Here is a 20,508-nt window from a genome sequence, read left to right on the forward strand (position 1 = left end):
AATCACATGGGAATACGAAACGACCAGGGAATTGTGTTGCGCAGCTACCCCTTCGGGGAGGCTGATCGTATCATCGTGTTGTTGTCTCCCAACAATGGCAAGATCCGCACCGTTGCGAAGGGTGTCCGCAAGACGAAGAGTCGCTTCGGTGGCCGGCTTGAGACGTTTTCGCACGTTGACCTTCAGCTCTACGAGGGTCGTAACCTCGATACGATCACGTCGGCTTCCCTGATCGACAGCCACCATCACATCCGCGACGATCTCGACTCGGTGAGTGCCGCCGGCACGATGGTTGAGGTTGTCGACGCTGTTTCGCAGGAGGGAGAATCGTCGGTGCGGATGTTCCTACTGTTGCAACGTGGACTGAAAACTCTCGACCTTGGTGGGTTTCACGATGATATCGTTACGGCGTTTCTGATCAAGGCCGCGACCGTCATCGGGTTGGCGCCGGCGTTCGACGAGTGCGCGTCGTGTGGGTCGGAGCACGACCTCAGGAGGTTCTCGTTTTCCGACGGGGGAGTGGTTTGCGAATCGTGTCGTATGCCCGGGGCGTACGCCCTCCGCCCGGGGGTTGTCAGCTATTTGTCAGCGGTTGCGGCGGCCGAACTCCACGAACTACCACCGGTCGATACGGCGTTTTCGGGGGAAGCGCTTGGCGTTACTCGGAGATTTGTGGAGTTCCATCTTGACCGACGCCTACGCACCTTGGTCGCCCGGGATGGTTGAGCAAGGGCGCCTAGAGGATGTCGACATGGATCGAGTTCCGAGACATATCGGAATCATCATGGACGGCAACGGTCGATGGGCGAACGCCCAGAACCTCCCTCGCATCGCTGGGCACGCTCGCGGTGAGGTTGCGTTGTTCGACGCCATCCAAGGAGCACTCGATCTGGGTGTTGAGTGGTTGACTGTGTACGCATTCAGCACCGAGAATTGGTCGCGTGATGCGGACGAAGTCTCGTTCCTTATGCACTTCAACGCTGACATTCTTGAGCGTCGCCGCGACGAGCTACACGGTCAGGGTGTTGCGATCCATTTCATGGGCGATATGGCCGATCCCCGTATTCCGCAAGATCTCAAGGACCGCATCCGGATCAGCGAGGAGCTCACCGCCACGAACACCACAATGCACCTGGTGTTTGCGTTCAACTACGGTGGCAGACTCGAAGTCTCACAAGCCGCTAGACAACTTGCTACCCGTGTGCAAGCCGGGGAGTTGTCTGTCTCTGACATTGACGAAGCAGCGGTTGCGGAAGCGATGTACTTACCCGAAATGCCAGACCCAGAGTTGATTATTCGCTCCAGCGGGGAGCAGCGGACGTCAAACTTTTTGATGTGGCAGGCGGCGTACTCCGAGTTTGTGTTCACGCCGGTGCTGTGGCCAGACTTTGACCGCTACACGCTGTTCGACTGTGTTGTGGAGTACCAGGCGCGCGAGCGCCGGTTGGGGGGCGCTCAAGACGCCGCGGTTGTGCGGGAAGGATCGATGGCAATCGACGACCAGATCTGATTCGCCAAAAGCTTCGCATAAGCAGCATCGGGGTACCCGGACACCATTGTTCGTGCGATTAACGCACCGACCGCCATGTCGCGAACTACTCCGGCGTCGACGTCCACACGCACGATTCCAGCGCGTTTTGCCGCATCGACGAATCCAACGAATCTTTTCCCGCGCTGGGCGAGCCATTTTTCGCGGAACGTCTCCATGAGAAGGGGCGTCCGTTCCATCTCAACGAGAATCGCCGAGATCGTGCGAATCCCGTGGTTGTCGACCATGTTGTCTCTGATTCGGGAGATCAGAGTGGCTAGGTCGGCCTTGAAGTCGCCGGTCAATTCCATGTCGGCGCCATGGAGCCTGCAGCCCAACGCCGCAACGACAAGGTCTTCCTTGGTCTTGTGGCGGCGATAGATCGTGGTCTTTGCAACACCGGCAGCCGCGGCGATCGCCTCGATCGAGACACCGCCGTAGCCCATTTCGTTGAGGATGTCCACGGTCGCGTCATAGATGGCTTCGTCGGCCTCGAGGCTTCTCGGGCGACCGGCAGCGGTCGGTGCAGCTGAGGTGTCTGTAGTCATGGCATCTACAACGCTAGTCGCGCAATGTTCGAACTGACGTCACGACGTCTCGTTGGACGCATCATCATGTGCTTGTGCGCCTTTCGCCGTGGTTGGCGGTTCGGCCTCTGGCCTCCGTTGCTGGAAGGAGTTTTGCGACGACCGCTGCACCGACGACGAGGATTCCCGCAGTCAGTACAACGGCGGCACTAATGCCGTCGAGGAACGCATCGCTGGCTGCACTCGCAAGCGCGAGCCCGCCAGCGTCGGGAAGTTGCCCTGCGATTGTCATCGCCGCTCCGACCGAGTTGGACGCGGCGTCTGCAATGCCCGCCGGCAGACCGGCAACGGCATCTGCCATGCCGCTCGCGAACCGAGCGTTCGCCGCCGATCCGATGATGGCGATCCCGAGAGCTCCACCCATCTGGCGAGTCACGTCGTTGGTTGCCGATCCGATCCCGGCTTTCGCTACGGGCACCGCACCCATCACTGCTTCCGTGGCTGGGGCCATAACGAACCCGATCGATGCCGACAGACCGATGATGCCGATGATGAGATATCCGTATGAGGTGGTCGCCGTCCAGAACGCCGCGGACACGATGACCGCCGCGAGGGCGAGCAATGCGGTCGTGACAACCTTGGTCGTACCAAACTTGGTCACGGCGATGTGGCTGCGAGTTGCCCCGAACGCCATGCCCAGGGCGATCGGAGCGATCCGGACACCGGCTTCGAAGGGTGTGTACTGCTTGACGAACTGCATGTACTGGGTGAACAAGAAAATGAACCCGAACAGCGCGAAGAAAGCGACCGTTATTGCGAGGACACCACCCGAAAACCGTCGGTTCTGAAAGAACTTGAGATCGAACAGTGGATCGTCGACCCGATTTTCCCACCAAGCGAATATGGCGCCTGTAACGACGCCGACTCCAAGCAGGGAGAGGACCCGTGTGCTCGTCCAGCCGAGCGACGGCGCCTCGATGATCGCGTACACAATCGACGTGACCGTTGCCATCGACAGACCTGCGCCGACAAGGTCGATCCGCCGTGTTTCGGGGTCTTTGCTGTCTGGTACATAAATCCTGCCGAGGATGAGGGCGGCAATCACAATCGGAATGTTCACGAGGAACACCGACCCCCACCAGAAGTTCTCAAGCAGCACGCCACCAAGCAGCGGTCCGATGCCGATGCCGAGTCCGGCAACCGCGGCCCAGATCGCAATTGCCTTCGCCCGTTCATCGGCAGGGAATACGTCGACGATTATTGACAGCGTTGCAGGCATCATGAGCGCTCCACCGATCCCCATCACGGCGCGAGCTGCTATCAGGGCGCTCGAGGAATCGGAATACCCTGCAAAGGCAGACGCCGCGCCGAAGATCGCAAGACCCACGGCCAGCGCCTTGGCACGACCGAATCGGTCCCCAACAGCGCCCATCACCAGCAACAGTCCAGCAAACACGAGGATGTACGAGTCAACCATCCATTGAAGCTCTGAAGCGGATGCTTCGAACGTGCGCTGCAATGTGGGTATCGCGATGTTGAGAATTGTGTTATCGATCCCGATGATTACAAGGCTAAGAGATAGGACTGCAAGGATCAGCCAGCGGTGCTGCGCCAGTACTTTTTCGGTCATCATGATTCATCCCTTGGAAATAACAATACGCTGCGGTATCGTATCGTATATCGGGACAAATTACAATACGGCACCGTATCGTATTGTAAAGGTCTCCCGACTCGGCCTCAAGATGGGCGACTGCGCGAAGACCATCTATCATCCTGGTTCGCATCTCACCAATGGAGTCGCGTCCACCATGGATTTCGATACGATCGTCAACCTCGCTAGAAGCCGCGGATTCGTGTTCCCGGCGTCCGACATCTATGGGGGTTTGCGGTCAGCGTACGACTACGGTCCCCTTGGCACGGCTCTGCTGCGCAACGTCAAGGACCAGTGGTGGCGTGCAATGGTGAAGCTGCGAGACGACATCGTCGGCATCGATTCTGCGATCATCCAGTCACCACAGGTGTGGGAGGCTTCGGGCCATCTTGCGTCCTTCACGGATCCACTCGTCGAGTGTTCAAATTGCAACGCACGGCATCGTCTCGACAAGCTCGAAGACGAAAACCAATGTCCAACATGTGGGCAGAGGGGCACGTTTTCTGAAGCGAAAGACTTCAACCTGATGTTTCAGACCAACATGGGCCCCGTTGCAACCGCTGAGAATCGTGTCTATCTCCGCCCGGAGACGGCGCAGGGAATCTTCATCAACTTTGAGAACATCCGCCGGACGTCGCGGATGAAGTTGCCCTTTGGCATTGCGCAGATTGGGAAGTCTTTCCGTAATGAGATCACGCCCGGCCAATTCGTATTCCGTACCCGCGAATTTGAGCAGATGGAGATGGAGTTCTTCGTTCGCCCCGAAGAGGCCGACGAGTGGTACCAGTACTGGGTCGACGAACGACGCGCCTGGTACGTGGATCTCGGTATGAGGTCCGAGAATTTGCGTCTGCGTCAGCACGATACTGAAGAGCTGGCGCACTACGCCGCCGCCGCCCACGACGTCGAGTTTCGTTTTCCGTGGGGTTGGGACGAACTTGAGGGCATTGCGAACCGCACCGATTTTGACCTCAAGCGACACGCTGAGCATTCGGGCAAGGACCTGCGCTATTTCGACGCCGAAGCGAACGAACGGTTTTTTCCCTACGTGATCGAACCCGCTGCCGGCGCAACTCGCACGACGTTTGCGTTCCTCATCGATGCGTACAACGAGGAGGAGGTAAGGGGAGAGAGTCGCACCGTGTTGAAGCTTGACGATCGACTTGCGCCAATCAAAGTCGCAATCCTTCCGTTGTCAAAGAAACCTGATCTCGTCGAAATCACGCAACGCGTTGCTGCCCCGCTTCGTGAGCTGTACGACATTGAAGTCGATACAACCCAGTCGATTGGCAAACGGTATCGTCGTCAGGACGAGATCGGCACGCCGTACTGCGTGACGATCGACTTTGATACGCTCGACGATCAGCAGGTGACCGTGCGGGATCGCGACACGATGGCTCAGGACCGCATTGCCATCGATCAGCTTGAGACGTACCTTGCGGACAACCTTACCGTGTGAGGCGGTGTCTCAGAGCGGGCTTGCGTCCTTGAGGTAGATGCCTCGCATCGTGACGTCGACGAAATCAAGAGTCCTGCTCACAGCGACCACATCGTCCCGCTCGAGAAGCTCCGTGCCGGACGGAAGAGCGATCACTACGTCTACGTTTAACTTGCCGTACGAGTCATCGATGTCGATTTCGTCGCTTCCGACGAGGCAACCAAAGATTTTCTTTGCGGTACTGTCTTTGGAGATTTTTAACCCAATGCCGAGGGATGGATACGTTGCCTCAAAATCGATAAAGTTGTTGTTGTTCTGCGCTCCAGGCATCACGGACACCGTTGCCCCGTCAATGGTGCCGTGGATCTCGGGGAGCTGCATCGGTCGTTGTTTGACGGCTATCTCGAGCTGCTTCGCCGCTTCGTGCCAGTGGACTTTCCCTGCGGTTAGTTGTTTGATGGCGGCGCGAATAGCGAGTCCGAACCCGGCAACGAAGAGCAAGCCAAAGAGCAGTACGAAGACGTACACCATGCTTCAGAGTGTAGGTGCAACGAGTCAGAAATCGTTGGTTTGACGAGACGCTAGTTGTCGCCGGCGTCGAGCGTTTTGAGAAGGGCCCCGTGGTCGGCCTCAAAATGTGTCGACAGGACCACCAGGGTGCGGGTGTTGCCGTGGGCGAGACGTCGAATGTCGTCGAGGATCGTCCCGAGGTGCTCTGACGACCTTGCACGGATGGTCATGAGAAGGTCGAATTCGCCTGTTACTGACGCACAGCTCTGGATAAACGGGTTGCGTTTGAGCTCGTCGGCGGCATCGCATTTCACCGCGTCGTTGAGCAGAGAAAGGCTGATGAGCGCAGAGACGGGCAACCCGATTTTGTCGAAATCGAGAGAGATGCGGAACCCTTGCAGTATCCCCTTGTCGCGCAGACGTTGAAACCGCTGGTGGACGGTTGCGTTGGCGACACCAAGATCCTTGGCGATCCGCGAGAGGGGGACGCGGGCGTCGGCTGCCAGCGCCTGCAATATTTCTTGGTCGAGCGTATCCATGGCGGTAATCTATCAGAAAATTGCCGTGAATGTTTGATAATTTCTTGACATTGCTCTAGTTACATACCAATATATCGTATGCTCCGCTTGCGGGGTAAGGTCGTTGACGGACTCTCCCCTTCCGAACCGTCAACATTGGCCTTCTCCCTCCTCAAATGAGGGGGAGTCTCCCTCGAGAAGAGGGGAAGCCGAACCCCCCCACCCTGGCTTCCCCTCTTCTCTTTTGGGGGACCCTGCTATCCGCTTCTGCGGCTGCGATCGTCGACCGAGGTGTCCATGCCGACGTCCGTGTCGCCCTCTACACTTCGGGCGTGGCCTATTCCCGAGAAGACATCGACCGAGTCCGTGAACGCACCGACCTAGCGGACCTTGCATCCGAAGTGACCAAGGTGCGTCGCTCGGGACGTTCGGTGATGGCCGTGTGTCCATTCCACCAGGAGAAGACTCCGTCTCTGTCGATTGACTCAGCGCGAGGTCTCTACCACTGTTTCGGATGTGGCAAGAGCGGCGATGTCTTCAAGTGGGTGCAAGATACCCAGTCGGTGGATTTCGTCGGAGCGCTAGAGTTACTCGCTCGGCGGGCCAATGTGACATTGACGGTCGACCCGACGGCGCAGAAACGCCGCGGCCGACGCGAGACGCTGGTCGGTGCGACCCAACTTGCTGTGGAGTTCTATACCGAAGAGCTCAAGTCTTCGTCAGAAGCCGGCCATGCGCGCGGCTATCTACGCGGTAGGGGGTACCACGGGGATGTTGTTGACCGGTTTTCGCTCGGGTACTCGCCAGACACTTGGGACGCCCTCATCAAGCATCTCAAAGGCAAGGGTGTCACAACGCGTACGATGCAGGATGCCGGTCTCATCTCCACGTCCCGGCAGGGAAGACCTATTGACAGGTTTCGGGGCCGCCTGATGTTCCCGATCTATGACCTGCGCGGCGACGCTGTCGGATTTGGCGCCCGCGTCCTCGAGGGTGACGGGCCGAAGTACCTAAACTCTCCAGAAACGTCTATCTACAAGAAGTCGAATCTTCTCTACGGGCTCAACTGGGCGAAGGGGGAGATCGTTCGTCAACATGAGGCTGTTGTTGTTGAGGGTTACACCGATGTGATCGCGCTGCATCTCGCCGACTATCCAGTCGCGGTCGCAACGTGCGGCACGGCGCTCGATGACTCCGAGTTTGGGCACCTCGACTTGTTGCGAAGATTCACGGGGAGAATTGTGCTCGCGTTTGACGGCGATGCTGCCGGCGCCAGCGCTGCACTGCGCGGTTTTGACCTGTCCATTCCCGCCGACCTCGATCTTCGGGTGACGCTTTTCCCCAATGGTGCAGACCCAGCCGACCTTGTGAGCGCGGGACGGTTGGATGAGGTTCGATCTGCAATAGAGGGGTCCGTCCCGCTGTTGCAGTTCCGTATCGATGCCGAGTTGGCGAAGTACGACCTGTCCGAGCCGGAGGGCCGGGGGAGGGCGGTGCAGGCGGTGGCCGCCCTGATCGGTACCCATCCCGACGCCGTAACACGACGTGAGTATGCGGTCCTGGTTGCCCGCCGAACAGGCGTCGAGCGGTCGATGATCGAAGACGCCATTCGCGTTGGTAAACGCCCACCCGCCCGCGGTGGCCGTACCGCCGCTGAGAAGGGCTCGTCACGTCACGCCAGCCCTGCGGAGACGTCGAATGTATCGGCACAACCCAGCGAGCTGAACGGTCAGCAGAAAGCCGAGCAGGAGTTGATCCGATTGCTTGCGGCCAACGATCCCTATCTGTGGAGCGCCGACGTTGACGATTCGTGGTTTTCGACGGAAATGCACGTTGCCGCATTCAGACTACTTTCTCCTGTCGTACGCGCCGCAGGCAAGGGCGCCACCGTCGATCTCGGTTCGCTGATTGCTGCAAACGACTCGTCCGAAGCGTCGCTGATTGCGGGCCTTGCGCTGTTGGATCGCCCGCTTGTCGACCCGGAGCAACTCGTGAATAGGCTCAAGGTTGGGGGGATAGACCGCCGAATCCATATACTAAGGATGAAACTCGATACGCTTACACCTGATGATCAGGACTATTCCATAACATTCGAGCAGTTGATAGCGTTAGAGCGAGAGAGGCGAGCATTGCGGAGCAGTGAATGAACGAGATCGCTGAGAGGGTTGTCGAGGAGCTGTCGATTCGGGGGAAGCAGCGCGGTTTTCTCATCATGACAGAGGTTCAGCAGGAACTTGAGGACGCCGAGGCGCCGGACGACTCTTTCGATCTGGTGTTTCTCGCCCTGCGTGAGCTGGGTATCAAGATTCGCGAGGATTCGAACGATGCGTTGGCCGCTACCGAGCTGACCCACGACGATCTCGTGCACGTCTCGGATCCAGTCCGCATGTATCTTCAGGAGATCGGCCGCTATCCGCTACTCACGCCCCAGCAAGAAGTCGAGTTGGCAATGCAGGTCGAAAGCGGCTTGCGCGCTGACGAGAAGCTGACCGATGGAATCGAGTTGCAGCCCACCGAGAAGGTGTTTGTAGAGAGGCAGATCAGGCAGGCTGACCGCGCCAGGAAACGGCTCGTCGAGTCGAATCTGCGTCTTGTTGTATCGATTGCGAAGAAGTACGTCGGTCGCGGATTGTCGTTGCTGGATCTCATTCAGGAAGGCAACCTTGGGTTGATCCGGGCTGTTGAAAAGTTCGACTACCGGCGAGGTTTCAAGTTTTCTACATACGCAACGTGGTGGATTCGCCAGGCGGTTACTCGCGCTCTTGCTGATCAGGCGCGGACCATCCGGGTGCCGGTTCACATGGTTGAGACCATCAACAAACTTGCCCGGGCGCAGCGTGCGCTTATGCAGGAGCTCGGTCGCGAGCCGACGATCGCGGAAATAGCAGCCGAAATGGAGATCGAGCCGGGGAAGGTGACCGAGTTGCGCAGGATCGCCCAGGATCCTGTGTCGCTCCAGACCCCGCTCGGCTATGAAGAAGATTCGACGTTGGGCGACTTTGTCGAGGACACCGACGCGGAGGTTCCTGTCGAAGCGGCTGCGTTCAAGCTGCTCCAGGAATACCTTGGTCTAGCCCTCGAAGGGCTGAACGATCGCGAACGTGAGGTCCTCATCATGAGGTTTGGCTTGGGAGACGGTCGCGTCAGGACACTTGAGCAGGTTGGCAACCACTTCAAGGTGACCCGCGAGCGCGTCCGTCAGATCGAGACGAAGGCACTGGCGAAGCTGCGTCAGCCAGCGCGGTCCAAGCACCTTCAGGGTTACCTCGAAGGTGCGTAATGGTCGTTTAACGGTCGCGTAGACGCTGCGACGCGGAGCGGAGCTGTTCGGCTATCACCAGGCGAGCCTTGTCGATCGGTGTCCCCTCGATCTCTTCCATCACTTGTTGGATGGTAGGTTCGGCCTTGAGACGGGTGTACGACTCGAACAGCAGATCGTATTTTTCCCGGCCCGCTTTGGCACCGTATATGTAGCCGGCGACTCCGCCGACGATGAGTCCTGTACGAAATTTCATGGTCTCATTCTGGCACGTCGGCGAACTCGCCGTTCCAGGGCTGCGTGGTACCATCTTGCACCGTTCTGAACGGACATCGATCCGGGGTAGCTCAGTCGGCAGAGCAACGGACTGTTAATCCGTGTGTCGTGGGTTCGAGCCCCACCCCCGGAGCCGAGTTAGCCCTTATAGCGCAAGGGTTTACGCGCGAGACGGAAGATCCACAACTTCCCCCAGGGCGCGCTCCGGACGCGATTTGGTCGCGGAAGATGCGTCAAGACGATTCATCACGTGGTCGAGATCGCCCTCAACAGGTGCGTATAGGTGTTCAGCTCAATACAGGTCTGACGCGTGTGTTGAGGCATGTAACGAGCTCGGCATCACCCAGTCAATGGGCCGCGTCGGTTCGGCACTGGACAACGCTCCGGCCGAATCGTTCTTCTCAACACTTGAACACGAACGGCTCTCACGACATACCTATCGGACCCGTGCTGAGGCCCACCGGGATGTTGCCCAATGGATTGACGACTTCTACAACCGTCGCAGGAGGCACTCCACCAACGCAATGAAATCACCCATCGACTACGAAACAGAACACGCCAAACTAGAATCAGAAACGGCCGAAGCCGCATAGGTGAACCCTCCACGATCTGGGGGAAGCTCAGGCCCATTGACAGAATATTGAGTATGACGGACGGAAGATTCGTTCTACGAGCGGCTCTCAAGATTTCGTCGCTGGGCAAGTAGGGCAGCTTCTACGCGGCTGCGGACGTGAAGCTTCTGCAGGACGTTCGTCATGTAGTGCTTGACAGTCTTCTCTGCCAAGTACAGACGCTCGCCGATCTCACGATTCGTAAGTCCCGCCGTTACGAGTTGAAGGATCTCGTGCTCTCGCGCTGTCAAATCCTCGAAGGGGTCCGCTGGATCATCGCGTGTCATTTCGCTCAGAATCCCGGCCGCAAGCGCCGGGGTGATGTACACCTCGCCAGCAGTCACAGAGCGGACCGCGTGGATCAAACCATGCCCGGACACGCCTTTTAGAACGTAACCACGAGCGCCGGCCTTGAGGGCCTCAAGCAGATCGTCCGCATCCTCCGACACGGTGAGCACAAGGACGGCCGTCGCCGGACATTGCGTCGCGATCTGTCTCGTCGCAGCGATTCCACCCATACCAGGCATCGTCAGGTCGAGGATCGCAACGTCCGGCAACAGATCCACGGCCTGCTTGACCGCCTGTTCACCGCTAGTCGCTTCCGCGATCACCTGGATGTCGGGTTCGGCCGCCAGCGTATTCACCACCCCTTGTCGGAATAGGGGATGGTCGTCGGCAACAAGGATGCGTATCTCGTCAGACATCTGTCCCCTCGATCACCAGCGGTAGGCGAGCTCTTACGATGGTGCCCTGGTTCGCGGCGCTCTGGACGGTGAACGTCCCGCCGAGTAGCTCTACTCGTTCTCGCATGCCGACGAGACCGAGAGTTGTTACACCGGTATCAACCCGTGCATCAAAGCCGACCCCGTCGTCTCGAATCTCGACATCGACGAATCCTCCAGACTTGGTCACACGAACCTGTCTGGAGGCGGAACCCGCATGCTTGAAGCTGTTCGCCAATGACTCCTGGACCACACGGTATATCGTGAAATTCACCGTCGTCGGGCCTAGAGCGAATCCCTCGTCGCAAGTGAATTCGACGGGTTCACCCGAAATACGAGCAAAATCCGACGCGGCGCGGCGCGCTGCGTTGCACGGAGTAAGACCTTCGACGCTTGGTATCCTGAGACCGTGGGTAATCGCCCGAAGGTTCGTCAACGCCGACGTGAGGGCCGTTGCCAGCGTTTTCACGTCCTCATGGGTTCCGCTTCCGTTCCCCTCCGTCAATTCGGCAATGTGCTCGATCCGCAGGAGAGCAAACGCCACATCTTGGGCAGGACCATCGTGAATGTCTGCGGACACCCGTCGCAGGAACCGCTCGTTGAGTGTTGTCGTTCGAGCAGCCGCCTTGTTGACCCTAGCCTGAAGGTGTTGATTCTCATCGAGAGCGCGTTGCAGTTCACGCACGCTCGCAAGGAGTTCGGCCTGTTGCCTCCGGATGGTCCCACTGGCCCGGTGCACCATGCCAACGAGGAGAACGTACATGATCAGCGTCGCGAACCCGACAATGATCCAGCTCTGTAGCTGAGCTCTTCGAATCTTTGCTATTAATTCATCAGGCAGTTGATAAAACTCAGCAACTGCAATCACAGAACCGGTGCCTTCGCTGCGAACCGGGGCATAGGTTTCGATAAGCATGTCCCAAGTCAATCGCTCATTTTCGTTCTCCGGCTCAGATAGGTCGCTGAGTCCTGATACAACCTCTCCGGAAAAGGCGCGGACGAGGTTCTCTCGGACATCGAAAGTGCGACCGATGAGGTCAGGGTTGGGGCTGTAGAGGATCTCTCCGGTTGGCGACCAGATCTTGACGGAGACGACTTCTGAATCCAGTGAAGTGCTCTCAATCAGGACGTCGAGTTCGGTTCTGGCGGTGGACGAGAGAGGTCCGCCTGCTGGCGTGTCCTGGATCAGCGGACTCACGAGACTGTCGACGTAGAGAGCCGCCATCCCTGCTGTCCTGTCAATCATCGCCCTCTTGACGTTCGATTGCATCCAGAGCCCGATAGTAACCATGCCTATCAGAAGGATCCCGAGGCTAAAAAGCATGAATTGGCCGGCGAAGGTGAACCTATCGATGCCGAAGATTCGCACTGGTGCTCCAACACGTCGAATGAATCCATTGTACGAAGAATTCCTTCGGACCAAGGTCGGAAACCGACCGGACGTTAGAGCCACAGTTCCTGCGACCCCCGCCCCTACCGACCAACCGGAACAACCCATACGATGAGCACAGATGACAGGAGCAATATGCCGCTCCCATCTCGCACCAACTGAAAGGAAGAATGATGAGATTGAAATACCTGGTCACGATCGTCGCGATCAGCGCACTCGCAATCACTGCTTGCAGCAGCGCTACCGGAGCCGATCCTGGAGATGTCACATTCGATGTAGAACTGATTGAGGTCAAGGGAGCAACAGACGGGATCCCGGCGCCCGATACCGATCCGAAATCTCTATCGAAGGGATACGGGTACAAGGCACCGGGCGACTACGACTCAGACAACGCTGACAAATGGCAGGTAGCCACCTACATGTTCGCTCCCGGTGCGATGACCGTTGCCAAGGGAGACAACGTGACGCTTCGCATGTTCGGGGTGAACGGCGATGAACATCTGATCTACGTCGAAGCTCCGGATGGATCCACCGTTGTAGATGCGTTCACGGCGAACAGAGGACGGGAATACGAGGTCAGTTTCGTCGCCAACCAAACCGGCCATTACAAACTGATCTGCACGACGCATGGTCCAACCATGACCGCCGATATCTTCTCTACCGGCTGAGATCAGCCTGGCGAACCTCAGATGATTCCGCGGTCGCGTGGAACCCACGACTACCGGTCGCGAAATCGTCTGAGGAGCCGAGCCTTCATGGTGTCATCCGGCCGGGCAATAGCAAGAGTGTGGCCGTTCGTGAGAGGTCAAGGCGCTGCCACTGTCGGTCAGTAGATATGGTCGTCAGACCGATCGGTTCTCCTGGCCAGACCAAGCGCAAGGACACCACCGGCGAGCAAGGTCACCAGGCTCGCAGCACCGATGGCAATGAATCGAGTTCGCAGCCGCGACACAGGCTCGTAGACCTCGGCTTCACTCGCTCCCATGGCAATCCCCCACGGAGCGATACGCAGGGGTGCATACGCCATGACATGCCACGCCGACTGATCGAGGCTCGACGCATCCGCGTCGTGCGGGACACGCTCGACGATCGGCACGCGATCCCGTGCAACCGCGTCGTAGAGTTCTGGATGATCTCCCACCTTGAGCACGTGGCTCGGATTCGTCGAGGCCAGGACCAGGCCTCGCTCATCCACGAGGTCGGCATGACCCGTGGAACCCAGAATCCTTGCGGGCTCGACGAGATCCGTCACGAGCGGCTCTGTGAGATCGAGCAAGCCGACGAGAGTCCCCTGCCTCGAGCCATCATTGCGATACACCGGCACGCTGAGGGCAACCTCGACATGGCCTGTCGTTGGAGAAAGATACGGCATCGACACACTTCGACCATCCGCAGCAACTCCACTCCTGATCCGATCAGCGTTTGCACCGAGGTGTGTCGAGCTCTCAGGTTCTGCGAAGACGACGTCGCCATTCTCGCCGAACCACACAACGCCGCTGCTCAACGTGGCCAACCGGCCGTACACCGTACGCAAGGACCTGAGCAGGGGATTCGCATCCATGTCACTCTCATCACCCACAGACGCGGCGAGCAACTCCAGCTCGAAGAACTGTTCGATGAGGAGGCGATCCGCCTGCATCGCTGCCATCGACGAAACCATCATCAGACTCGATTCGGCTGTGGACCGCACATCTCGAAGGGCCGAGACGGCTGCGACGATAGGCAACGTTGTCGCCACTGCCACGGTCACTGCGAGAACGATCAGCTCAGGGCGTCGTATTCCTTTGCCCAACACCGAACCGTGGCGGCCGGTCATGGTGACGGCGCTTTGTCAAGGTGCAGAAGCGAAACGTTTCGTTCGATGACGCGGCGAGTACAGGGACACAACAATTCTGCGTTCGAGAAGCCAGTCGCCTCCATGATTCCGCCTGCGTCGACAGCATCGCAGCCGTGATGGGCTCCCAAGAGATGACCGAGTTCGTGAGCGAGAACGACGATGTCTTCGGCCCTCGCTCCCGGATGATGTCTCACGACGACATACCGTCCACCAATGTCTGCAGCGCCGTCGCTTTTGGTCTTGGATCGTGTTGTGAGCACGATCACAATGTCGGCATCGCCGACCGGCAACGATGCCTTTGCTGAGTCGAGAATCTCTTGCGGCGACTCAGCCTTGGGTGGGGGATTCCAGTTCTTGACCGATACGGGCGTGATACTCACCCCTGTCCCGCGCAGCAGCCCTGCAGCCTCGACGACCAGCGAACGAACGCCGGCTCCCTCGGCACCGAGTCCCTGCCAGGCATCATCGGTGACTACAGCAGCGCGCAGTGACGTTCGCACGAGGACGGCTTGAGGTGTCGGAGCCAGCTGACGACCACATTCGAGAATAGGTATCTTGTCGGTCTGCCACAAACCCAAGACATCGATACCGCGCGAAATGCCGACGGCGGCAACCAACCAAATCGCGCCGAGGGCCAGGACCGAGAGAGCGATCGCACGCCCCATATCTCTGTATTCAGTCAAATCCTCCCCTTTCTGTCCTGCCTTTGGAGCGATCATACGTGAACGGGCGCCTCGGTGCTGTCACGACGCGCTCCATCACCGAGGTGAGGCATCGTTGGCTACGATGAAGCGATCCACGTGACCGTCGCTCGCCGATGCATCTCGGTGAGAACCGAATCGGTGCTCCCAACGTATGCCCCTTCGCATGCGGTTCTCGTGAGGGAACGCGCGTCAGTTTGGAGTGCATATGAGCAGACGAACCATGTTGCTTGTCGGCCTCGCCGCTGGAGCACTGCTCCTTGCGGCCTGCTCGAACTCATCCAGCAACGAAACGACGACGACTGGCGCACCTTCCGGAGGCGACAGTGAGGTTTCGATCGAGAACTTCGCTTTCGGCCCGGATGACATCACCGTTTCCGTCGGTGACACGATCGCCAGGCGGGTAGCCATCGATGTGTACCGCAGAGAACGCAGGCACGCCCTGCAGTCGAGAAGCTGCCCCCAGATGAGAGGGACATTCTCACAAGCACATCTACTTCCTCGGATGCACCCAAGGAGAGGCAGCAGAGCGCTTTGATGAGCGCGTGAGACCGCCATGCGTTCGCCGGACATTGGGTCATCGCCATGTGCTTCTTGATTGGCCAAGCCAAGGGCGTCTTCACAGAACGCTGGTATTTCGTAGGCCTTCAACTCGGCGATGGCTTCCGCGATGGCGTCCCTGAATTGCTGTGGTGCTATCGGTAGCGGCGAGTAGCGACGAGCTTGCTACACAGGTCGCCCGGAAATCAGTGAGGACTGATACAGTTCCCAGCCATCAGGCTGCAGCAACTGGTTAACGGCCCTGCCTGACCTCGGGAACATAGAAATCCTTCACACGCTTTCTCAACAAGGGATCGAGTTCAAACACCCACCGGTACTGTGCCCAATCGACGTGCTGAAGGCAGGACGCTCGGTGATGGGCGAACTGTTCTGAACCACCGCGCGACGGACGATGGCACGGGGAAACAGCCTGGACACTCTGATCTCCATGAGGGCGCAACCTGGAGCGCCAGCGGTCTGGATAACCTGATCTAGGCAGGGCAGGTCTATCAAGATTCGACCTCGACGCGGGACGTTCACCGGCGGCTCGGGAGGCCGTGCTCTGCAGGCGACAGATCCGACGTCGACTCCGGGTGCATCAACATCTCGATCCTAGTGCGACTTGGGTGATTCAGCCGAATTTTCTTGGGCCCACGAACGGCGATTCATTGATGCGCGAGGTCATGGAAACCTGGGGCCTCATACTGAGAGCAGCCTCAGGACTCCGCTTTTAGGACGCGCTCAGGACGCGTTTCATCGAAAACTCGTGCAAGGTATTGAAAGGCAGTGAATACTCGAAATCATTGCTATCACACGGTTTTCGGCGATTCCCCCTGGTCATCAGGATCGTAAGAGCCGTCTGTTAATCCGTGTGTCGTGGGTTCGAGCCCCACCCCCGGAGCAAAAATCAGCGGACTGTTGATACATTGCGCGTGCGGTACTTGGCAAGACCATGCAGCTCCGGCTTGGTCACTCGTCGTTTCCAAGGTCCCAGTCGCCGAAAACTTCGTCCAGCTCTTCCTGTATTTCTTCACTGGTAGGCTCGGATTCGGCGTCGAACTCTGCAAACGGCTGGTAGTCATCCGCGAACGGATCAGGAACGTTTGGTTGTTCGGCCGGCGGCGCGGACGGTGGATTGGGCTGACTGCCACCGAGCAACGCCGAGCCGATGATTCCCTTGAGGGCCAGGTCCACGGAACCGAGTCGCACCAGAAGCTCCGGATTCCACAGTGCTGTCGCCGAACGGAGACTGCCATCGCGGTTCGTCCGTAGCCCGTCAAGCCAACTGTGCATCTGTGCCAATCTGCCGAGCTGGCTCTGAAGGGCATCCAGTATCCGCTCAACGTCGGCAATCTTCTGCGCAATGTGCTCCTTGCGTTCCTTGACAGCGTCGCCGTTGCGCGCCTTCCAGTCGTCCGAAGCGCCATCGAGCAAGTCGTCCATATCACTCATCAGATTCTCGAGTTTGAGCGCGCTTGTCCCGCCCAAAGAAGACTTGGCGCTACCGAGGTCCGCCCGCTCGATGGCGCCTCGCAGTCCATCGAGTGCGCCGAGAGCATCGTTCAGTGCTCCGCTCAATTCGACAAGATCCGCACCGTTGCTCTGGAGGAACTCGGTGTAGCGGTCTATCGCGCCGGCGGTCATGACGATGCCGTCGAAGGTCTCGAAAGGCGATGTGAATAATCCCCACACCCCTGACAAGATCGCACTGCCGAATCCCTCGTCGACGGCACTTGCCCATCCTCCGAATTGGTCGGTGTATCCGCTCAAGTCCAAACCAGAGATCGGCCCGGGTCCCCAGAGCATTGACCCGAGGGTGCCCGACGTTCCGAATGAGTCGATCGCTGTACCCACAGCTCCAGAAGCTACGCCGGCAAAACCGGGGATCTCCCCGGCAACCTCTGCCGCGACCCCGAGAGCGGTGCCCTGCGCCGGGCCGAGCAGCGGCTTCAGTGAGGAAAGATTGCCTTCGCAGCTGAGCAGGGCCTTGAGGAACTTGACGTCGTCGACGTTGTAGAACAGTACGGCGCCGTCATCGACCATCCCTCCGGCAGTCAAGAGCCGATCCCAGAACCCTCCCGTGCTCACCCATTCGCGTAGTTTTGCAACGTCACCCGGGTTGATCGTCCCGGGCCCGCCGACGACTGCTGATCTTCCGTTGACCAAGAGTCGGTTGAGCAGACTCGATGCCTCGTCGGTGATGCCGTGCCACCCGCGACTACGTGCAACGATCTCGATGAGCGCCTGCTGTGCTCTCGGGAAGTCTCCGGCAAACCGTTCGATCCAAGCTTCTCCGTCGATGCCGACCTCTGCGGCGTACGCGTCGTAGACCTTGTCGAGTCCCTTGGCACGTCGGCCGCCGTCAATTACCGTCGCCCCTTCCGCCAAGACCGTTTCGCCAGTTGCGAGTTCGTCCGCCGAACCGAGCACACGTGCCGCCCCAGTTTCTACCGACGTAGCGGCTTTTGGCGCTCGCAGCCATCTGACGCCCTTGAGTCCGAGCGAACCTGCTCCCCAGACAAGTGTGATGATGCCGAATGCCAGGTCCTGCTCCTGCGCTGTCTTTCTGACGTCGAACCACCGCTGAAGGTAACCCTGCAACCCGGTCGACCCAGAAGCGATCTTGACGAACTTTTCCTTGAACAGCGTTATCGCAGTGTGGAAGGCGTTGTACTTAGCTACTACTTCGGTGAGCAGCGACTTGAGGTCGTCCATGTAGCGCTTTTGGATTTCATCCTCAATTGCGAGCAGCGCAGTCCAGTCCTCATCGAAGCTCGTCGTCATAGTGGTGGCTGGCGCATATACGTCGGTGTAACTACTGAGATCTCCATCCCTGTATTGCTCAAGATCGGCGTCGGTGATGTCCCGCGCATCGGTGGTTTGTGTCGTGGTCACTCTTGTCTGTGTGTTTCGGTAGATGAAGTAACCACCTACGGCCGCTCCGAGTACCACCAGGGGGATCCATATCGGAAACGATCCGGTGTCATCGTCCGTGGTTGTCGATGGTGTCGCGGTCGATGCCTCCTGTTGCTCCTCTGGGTCCTGTTCTGTCACAACCGGTTCCTCTAGCTCCGACGCAACCGGTTCCTCGTCGTCGGAGATTGTTACCGGTGTAGCGGTCCCTTCAGCAAAGTCCTGGAACCCAGAGCTCGCATCGTCTCGGATGAGCCACGTGCCTGCGAGCAGCGTTGATCCGACCGGAACGTCGACACCCGTCACGGCCAAGATTGCCGTAGATTCGTTAACCCATTCTTCGAGAGAGACCGTTACGCCGTCGAGAATCGCGCCTTCAGAGCTCGCAAACGTGGTCTCCGTGCCGTCTGAGAGTCGGTACCCGATGAAATAGCGGCCGCCGTCGGGTGTGGTCACGGCGATTGAGAGTTGGGCGAGTGGCACAAGTTCCCTGAAGATTTCGCAAGCGTTTCCTCGAGTGGTGATCTCGAAACGAGCTACTCCGTTCTCCGTTCCCAGATAACGGAACGAAGCAATGTCCATTGCCGCTTCGCCGCTACCGGATTCGGCAGCGTCCGAGGTCGACGGATCTTCGAAGTCGTCGATTCCATCTTCAATCGGCTCGGAAGCCCCCATGCTCGGAAGCCCCCATGTCGTTGGTCGGGCCGAGATATGAGGCGATCGCCGGTGGTCGTGGCGGGTCGGTCGCTTCTTGTTCCACAGATCCGTGATCGCAACCATCGTCGTCGCATATCTCGACCGACGTGAGGCCGGCGTCTACCGGCACGACCTCGAAGATCACAGATCCATCGGCACCGGTCGTGATCGGAATCTCCTCGGTCGTACCGTCGGCGTGCGTGACGACTGCGGTGAGAGCCAGGTCTGACACAGGGCCGTCCGCCTCTGTTTCTACGCACACTTCGACCTGGAACGGGTCAGCGGAGCGCACGACGAGCCGACCCGACCCGTTCGTGCAATCCTTATCACCGAAGCCAACAATCCGAAACTCGACTTCATCCGCCGGGAAGGCCGTCGCGGATCCCGCCGCGAACACGAAGCCGAGTGCTGCTACCAAGGTCACAGCCAAGAGAAGGACCCTCCGATTGAGTCGAATAACGCCCGTCATAGCTTCTCCTGGCGTAGCGCCGTGCTTGCACCCTAGCTACCGGGTTTCTCAGCGTCCAAGAGCACCCCATGCCTTGATCCGAATCGCGGATAGCTGAACGGCGTCGATACGCCAGCCACCGTGACGCGCTGAGCGGGATCGACAACCGGTCGACCACGGTCGTTGTTAGATTCCGCGCTTGGGGTTACGCTTCGTCTTGATGCATCTGGGCATATCTGGATGTCGTGTTGGGTCTTGATAGTGGCCCCGAAAGGAAGGCACCGTGAGACGTGCAACTATCTTGATGGTCGCCGCCGCATTGGCGGTGGCGTCGGTGGGTACTGCGACCGCGGCCGGCACGCCAGTGGACCTGGAAAAGTGTCGGTTGGTGTCGACGCGTCGGTGTGGGATTCGGGCGTGCTGCTCGACCTTTCGGCCGGCATCTTCCCGATCCGGGGATCAGGCCAGATAAACGGCGAGTTCACCACTGCGGAACGTTACGGCATCGAAATCGGGCTGCGCGCCCAGGAGCGTTTCTTGGGGACCCTCCCGGCAGCCCCCAACGGGAACGGCAAGATCGGGATTTACGAAGCATCCACTGGTTCCAGCGACGACCTGGGCCGGGCCACATGGAACTACGACTGGCATGTGGACCTCCGCAACGCCCAGGGAGTGGCGGCAGGGATGACCCTTGCCGACTACGACCTGACACTTGAAACCGACATGTTTACCGCCCAGTTCGGGTTTCCTGTTCTGATCGACCTCACCTTCGGCGGGTTCATTCCGGGCAACGTGGTGCTGTACCAGGCGTCGCTGAATCCGGTTTTCGGGGCAACCGACTTTGCTCCGATGGTCGTCAGTACGTACAACCTGCGTTTGGTACTCACCCCCAAGACTTTCAACGGTCCACCGCTGGCGGTATGAATCCAAGTGAACGTTTCTT

General features: G+C 58.8%; 20 protein-coding genes and 1 tRNA gene. 10 read left to right on the forward strand and 11 right to left on the reverse strand.

The annotated features are described in order from the left end of the window. Nucleotides 1-6 precede the first annotated feature (6 nt). Entirely contained in the window at nucleotides 7-726 is a 720-nt protein-coding gene (gene recO / locus IIC71_02695; GenBank protein ID MCH7668100.1) for a DNA repair protein RecO, read from the forward strand. Next, complete coding sequence (gene uppS, locus IIC71_02700) at nucleotides 719-1,510, forward strand: di-trans,poly-cis-decaprenylcistransferase (GenBank protein ID MCH7668101.1); 792 nt, start codon at nucleotides 719-721, stop codon at nucleotides 1,508-1,510. The genes recO and uppS overlap by 8 nt, the downstream gene beginning before the upstream one ends. Here the strand turns inward: uppS and IIC71_02705 are convergent. Together IIC71_02705 and IIC71_02710 are read right to left on the reverse strand one after the other, a co-directional pair. Continuing rightward, complete coding sequence (locus IIC71_02705; protein ID MCH7668102.1) at nucleotides 1,456-2,076, reverse strand: TetR/AcrR family transcriptional regulator C-terminal ligand-binding domain-containing protein; 621 nt, start codon at nucleotides 2,074-2,076, stop codon at nucleotides 1,456-1,458. The two genes, uppS and IIC71_02705, sit on opposite strands and share 55 nt — an antisense overlap. 64 nt (nucleotides 2,077-2,140) lie before the next feature. Further along, nucleotides 2,141-3,688, reverse strand: coding sequence for a DHA2 family efflux MFS transporter permease subunit (locus tag IIC71_02710; GenBank protein MCH7668103.1), 1,548 nt, complete (start codon nucleotides 3,686-3,688; stop codon nucleotides 2,141-2,143). A gap of 175 nt (nucleotides 3,689-3,863) precedes the next feature. On the opposite strand from IIC71_02710, the gene IIC71_02715 reads away from it, so the two are divergent. Next, nucleotides 3,864-5,165 (forward strand): glycine--tRNA ligase, encoded by a 1,302-nt coding sequence (locus IIC71_02715; GenBank protein ID MCH7668104.1) that lies wholly within the window; start codon nucleotides 3,864-3,866, stop codon nucleotides 5,163-5,165. Between the two features lie 9 nt (nucleotides 5,166-5,174). Here the strand turns inward: IIC71_02715 and IIC71_02720 are convergent, their stop codons facing one another. Both IIC71_02720 and IIC71_02725 read right to left on the reverse strand, forming a co-directional pair. Beyond that, a complete protein-coding gene (locus IIC71_02720; GenBank protein ID MCH7668105.1) occupies nucleotides 5,175-5,675 on the reverse strand; it encodes a hypothetical protein in 501 nt (166 codons plus the stop codon). Nucleotides 5,676-5,725: 50 nt separating this feature from the next. Continuing rightward, nucleotides 5,726-6,193, reverse strand: coding sequence for an Lrp/AsnC family transcriptional regulator (locus tag IIC71_02725; GenBank protein ID MCH7668106.1), 468 nt, complete (start codon nucleotides 6,191-6,193; stop codon nucleotides 5,726-5,728). Between the two features lie 311 nt (nucleotides 6,194-6,504). Between IIC71_02725 and IIC71_02730 the strand changes: the two genes are divergently transcribed. Then, nucleotides 6,505-8,319, forward strand: a complete 1,815-nt coding sequence (locus IIC71_02730; protein ID MCH7668107.1) for a DNA primase — start codon at nucleotides 6,505-6,507, stop codon at nucleotides 8,317-8,319. Then, entirely contained in the window at nucleotides 8,316-9,452 is a 1,137-nt protein-coding gene (rpoD, locus tag IIC71_02735; protein MCH7668108.1) for an RNA polymerase sigma factor RpoD, read from the forward strand. The genes IIC71_02730 and rpoD overlap by 4 nt, the downstream gene beginning before the upstream one ends. Before the next feature lie 7 nt (nucleotides 9,453-9,459). Here the strand turns inward: rpoD and IIC71_02740 are convergent, their stop codons facing one another. Beyond that, on the reverse strand, nucleotides 9,460-9,687 hold the full coding sequence (locus IIC71_02740; protein MCH7668109.1) for a hypothetical protein: 228 nt from the start codon (nucleotides 9,685-9,687) through the stop codon (nucleotides 9,460-9,462). Nucleotides 9,688-9,767: 80 nt separating this feature from the next. On the opposite strand from IIC71_02740, the gene IIC71_02745 reads away from it, so the two are divergent. Both IIC71_02745 and IIC71_02750 read left to right on the forward strand, forming a co-directional pair. Further along, nucleotides 9,768-9,840, forward strand: a tRNA-Asn gene (locus tag IIC71_02745). A gap of 217 nt (nucleotides 9,841-10,057) precedes the next feature. After that, the gene (locus tag IIC71_02750; protein ID MCH7668110.1) at nucleotides 10,058-10,300 is read left to right on the forward strand and encodes a transposase; all 243 of its coding nucleotides are present in this window, start codon (nucleotides 10,058-10,060) and stop codon (nucleotides 10,298-10,300) included. Nucleotides 10,301-10,374: 74 nt separating this feature from the next. Here IIC71_02750 and IIC71_02755 read toward each other — a convergent pair whose 3' ends face one another. Beyond that, a complete protein-coding gene (locus IIC71_02755) occupies nucleotides 10,375-11,022 on the reverse strand; it encodes a response regulator transcription factor (GenBank protein ID MCH7668111.1) in 648 nt (215 codons plus the stop codon). Then, on the reverse strand, nucleotides 11,015-12,409 hold the full coding sequence (locus IIC71_02760; protein ID MCH7668112.1) for a sensor histidine kinase: 1,395 nt from the start codon (nucleotides 12,407-12,409) through the stop codon (nucleotides 11,015-11,017). Before IIC71_02760 ends, IIC71_02755 begins: the two co-directional genes overlap by 8 nt. Before the next feature lie 194 nt (nucleotides 12,410-12,603). Between IIC71_02760 and IIC71_02765 the strand changes: the two genes are divergently transcribed. Further along, a complete protein-coding gene (locus tag IIC71_02765) occupies nucleotides 12,604-13,098 on the forward strand; it encodes a hypothetical protein (GenBank protein ID MCH7668113.1) in 495 nt (164 codons plus the stop codon). 158 nt (nucleotides 13,099-13,256) lie between these two features. On the opposite strand, the gene IIC71_02770 is transcribed toward IIC71_02765, so the two are convergent. Both IIC71_02770 and IIC71_02775 read right to left on the reverse strand, forming a co-directional pair. Beyond that, on the reverse strand, nucleotides 13,257-14,246 hold the full coding sequence (locus IIC71_02770; GenBank protein MCH7668114.1) for a cache domain-containing protein: 990 nt from the start codon (nucleotides 14,244-14,246) through the stop codon (nucleotides 13,257-13,259). After that, entirely contained in the window at nucleotides 14,243-14,950 is a 708-nt protein-coding gene (locus IIC71_02775) for a hypothetical protein (protein ID MCH7668115.1), read from the reverse strand. Before IIC71_02775 ends, IIC71_02770 begins: the two co-directional genes overlap by 4 nt. A 226-nt stretch (nucleotides 14,951-15,176) precedes the next feature. On the opposite strand from IIC71_02775, the gene IIC71_02780 reads away from it, so the two are divergent. After that, complete coding sequence (locus IIC71_02780; GenBank protein MCH7668116.1) at nucleotides 15,177-15,506, forward strand: hypothetical protein; 330 nt, start codon at nucleotides 15,177-15,179, stop codon at nucleotides 15,504-15,506. A gap of 971 nt (nucleotides 15,507-16,477) precedes the next feature. Here the strand turns inward: IIC71_02780 and IIC71_02785 are convergent. Then, complete coding sequence (locus IIC71_02785; protein ID MCH7668117.1) at nucleotides 16,478-19,096, reverse strand: hypothetical protein; 2,619 nt, start codon at nucleotides 19,094-19,096, stop codon at nucleotides 16,478-16,480. Continuing rightward, a complete protein-coding gene (locus tag IIC71_02790) occupies nucleotides 19,074-19,586 on the reverse strand; it encodes a hypothetical protein (protein MCH7668118.1) in 513 nt (170 codons plus the stop codon). Before IIC71_02790 ends, IIC71_02785 begins: the two co-directional genes overlap by 23 nt. Before the next feature lie 240 nt (nucleotides 19,587-19,826). Here IIC71_02790 and IIC71_02795 point away from each other — a divergent pair, with 240 nt between their 5' ends. Continuing rightward, on the forward strand, nucleotides 19,827-20,489 hold the full coding sequence (locus IIC71_02795; protein ID MCH7668119.1) for a hypothetical protein: 663 nt from the start codon (nucleotides 19,827-19,829) through the stop codon (nucleotides 20,487-20,489). Nucleotides 20,490-20,508: the final 19 nt, after the last annotated feature.

It is taken from the genome of Acidobacteriota bacterium (assembly GCA_022562055.1).
Classification (GTDB): domain Bacteria; phylum Actinomycetota; class Acidimicrobiia; order Spongiisociales; family UBA5794; genus BMS3BBIN02.

Coding starts and splice junctions, on each gene's coding strand:
- recO (MCH7668100.1), top strand. CDS start 7: ATGGGAATACGAAACGACCAGGGAATTGTGTTGCGCAGCTACCCCTTC.
- uppS (MCH7668101.1), top strand. CDS start 719: ATGGTTGAGCAAGGGCGCCTAGAGGATGTCGACATGGATCGAGTTCCG.
- IIC71_02705 (MCH7668102.1), bottom strand. CDS start 2,076: ATGACTACAGACACCTCAGCTGCACCGACCGCTGCCGGTCGCCCGAGA.
- IIC71_02710 (MCH7668103.1), bottom strand. CDS start 3,688: ATGATGACCGAAAAAGTACTGGCGCAGCACCGCTGGCTGATCCTTGCA.
- IIC71_02715 (MCH7668104.1), top strand. CDS start 3,864: ATGGATTTCGATACGATCGTCAACCTCGCTAGAAGCCGCGGATTCGTG.
- IIC71_02720 (MCH7668105.1), bottom strand. CDS start 5,675: ATGGTGTACGTCTTCGTACTGCTCTTTGGCTTGCTCTTCGTTGCCGGG.
- IIC71_02725 (MCH7668106.1), bottom strand. CDS start 6,193: ATGGATACGCTCGACCAAGAAATATTGCAGGCGCTGGCAGCCGACGCC.
- rpoD (MCH7668108.1), top strand. CDS start 8,316: ATGAACGAGATCGCTGAGAGGGTTGTCGAGGAGCTGTCGATTCGGGGG.
- IIC71_02740 (MCH7668109.1), bottom strand. CDS start 9,687: ATGAAATTTCGTACAGGACTCATCGTCGGCGGAGTCGCCGGCTACATA.
- IIC71_02750 (MCH7668110.1), top strand. CDS start 10,058: ATGGGCCGCGTCGGTTCGGCACTGGACAACGCTCCGGCCGAATCGTTC.
- IIC71_02755 (MCH7668111.1), bottom strand. CDS start 11,022: ATGTCTGACGAGATACGCATCCTTGTTGCCGACGACCATCCCCTATTC.
- IIC71_02765 (MCH7668113.1), top strand. CDS start 12,604: ATGAGATTGAAATACCTGGTCACGATCGTCGCGATCAGCGCACTCGCA.
- IIC71_02770 (MCH7668114.1), bottom strand. CDS start 14,246: ATGACCGGCCGCCACGGTTCGGTGTTGGGCAAAGGAATACGACGCCCT.
- IIC71_02780 (MCH7668116.1), top strand. CDS start 15,177: ATGAGCAGACGAACCATGTTGCTTGTCGGCCTCGCCGCTGGAGCACTG.
- IIC71_02785 (MCH7668117.1), bottom strand. CDS start 19,096: ATGGGGGCTTCCGAGCCGATTGAAGATGGAATCGACGACTTCGAAGAT.
- IIC71_02790 (MCH7668118.1), bottom strand. CDS start 19,586: ATGACGGGCGTTATTCGACTCAATCGGAGGGTCCTTCTCTTGGCTGTG.